Source organism: Streptomyces litmocidini, from assembly GCF_014649755.1.
GTDB lineage: Bacteria > Actinomycetota > Actinomycetes > Streptomycetales > Streptomycetaceae > Streptomyces > Streptomyces litmocidini.
Genome location: NZ_BMTQ01000074.1, coordinates 1 through 798, shown reverse-complemented (window position 1 = coordinate 798; position 798 = coordinate 1). Strand labels below are relative to the sequence as shown.

The 798-nt window shown below is 57.4% G+C and carries 1 rRNA gene; it reads right to left on the bottom strand.

Annotation, left to right across the window (positions count from 1 at the left end):
* Nucleotides 1–798: ribosomal RNA gene (locus IE180_RS36010) — 23S ribosomal RNA — on the bottom strand; the annotation flags it as partial.

Genomic DNA, 798 nt, shown 5'->3' with positions numbered 1-798 from the left:
TACCGGTCAGCTCCACCCCTTACGGGGCTTCCACATCCGGCCTATCAACCCAGTCGTCTACTGGGAGCCTTACCCTCTCAAGGAGGTGGGAATACTCATCTCGAAGCAGGCTTCCCGCTTAGATGCTTTCAGCGGTTATCCCTCCCGAACGTAGCCAACCAGCCATGCCCTTGGCAGGACAACTGGCACACCAGAGGTTCGTCCGTCCCGGTCCTCTCGTACTAGGGACAGCCCTTCTCAATATTCCTACGCGCACAGCGGATAGGGACCGAACTGTCTCACGACGTTCTAAACCCAGCTCGCGTACCGCTTTAATGGGCGAACAGCCCAACCCTTGGGACCGACTCCAGCCCCAGGATGCGACGAGCCGACATCGAGGTGCCAAACCATCCCGTCGATATGGACTCTTGGGGAAGATCAGCCTGTTATCCCCGGGGTACCTTTTATCCGTTGAGCGACGGCGCTTCCACAAGCCACCGCCGGATCACTAGTCCCGACTTTCGTCCCTGCTCGACCCGTCGGTCTCACAGTCAAGCTCCCTTGTGCACTTACACTCAACACCTGATTGCCAACCAGGCTGAGGGAACCTTTGGGCGCCTCCGTTACCCTTTGGGAGGCAACCGCCCCAGTTAAACTACCCATCAGACACTGTCCCTGATCCGGATCACGGACCGAGGTTAGACATCCAGCACGACCAGAGTGGTATTTCAACGGCGACTCCACCTGAACTGGCGTCCAAGCTTCACAGTCTCCCACCTATCCTACACAAGCCGAACCGAACACCAATATCAAACTGTA